The organism is Corynebacterium sp. MSK195 (assembly GCF_030228885.1).
Lineage (GTDB): Bacteria > Actinomycetota > Actinomycetes > Mycobacteriales > Mycobacteriaceae > Corynebacterium.
Genome location: NZ_JASPGT010000053.1, coordinates 1 through 511, shown reverse-complemented (window position 1 = coordinate 511; position 511 = coordinate 1). Strand labels below are relative to the sequence as shown.

At 57.3% G+C, this 511-nt stretch carries 1 pseudogene; it reads left to right on the top strand.

Annotated features, from left to right (window positions below):
* A pseudogene (locus QP909_RS11765) lies at positions 1 to 511 on the top strand (helix-turn-helix domain-containing protein); the annotation flags it as partial.

Below are 511 nucleotides of genomic sequence, written 5' to 3'. Positions count from 1 at the left end.
GTCCAACGCCACCTTTCTGGTGAGACAGCGATGGATCTTGCGCGCGAGTTTGGCCTGTCATCAGAGCACTTGGTCGGCGGATGGTCGAGGAAATGGCGTAAAGGTGGCGATGAGGCACTAAAACCGAAGCCGAAGGGCAGGCCCAAGGGTTCGGGCACGCCGAAGCCGCTTTCGGAGGAAGCGAAGCTGCGTCGCCAGATCGCGCGGTTGGAAGCGGAAAACGCATATCTAAAAAAATTGCGGGACTTGAGGAATCAGGGACACGCCTGAAGGTCCAGGCGATTGTCATCCTCAAGTCACGGCATCGTCTGCAATACCTTTTGGATGCGGCCGGCATGGCACGGTCGACATTCTTCTATCACCAGAAACGACTCAGCGATCCGGATAAGCACGCTGCGCTCAAAGACGCGATCCGGGGAAGCTTCGAGCGCAACAAGTATCGCTACGGCTACCGACGAGTGCTACTTGACCTGCGCAACCAGGGGTGGGTGGTCAATCACAAGCTCGTCTA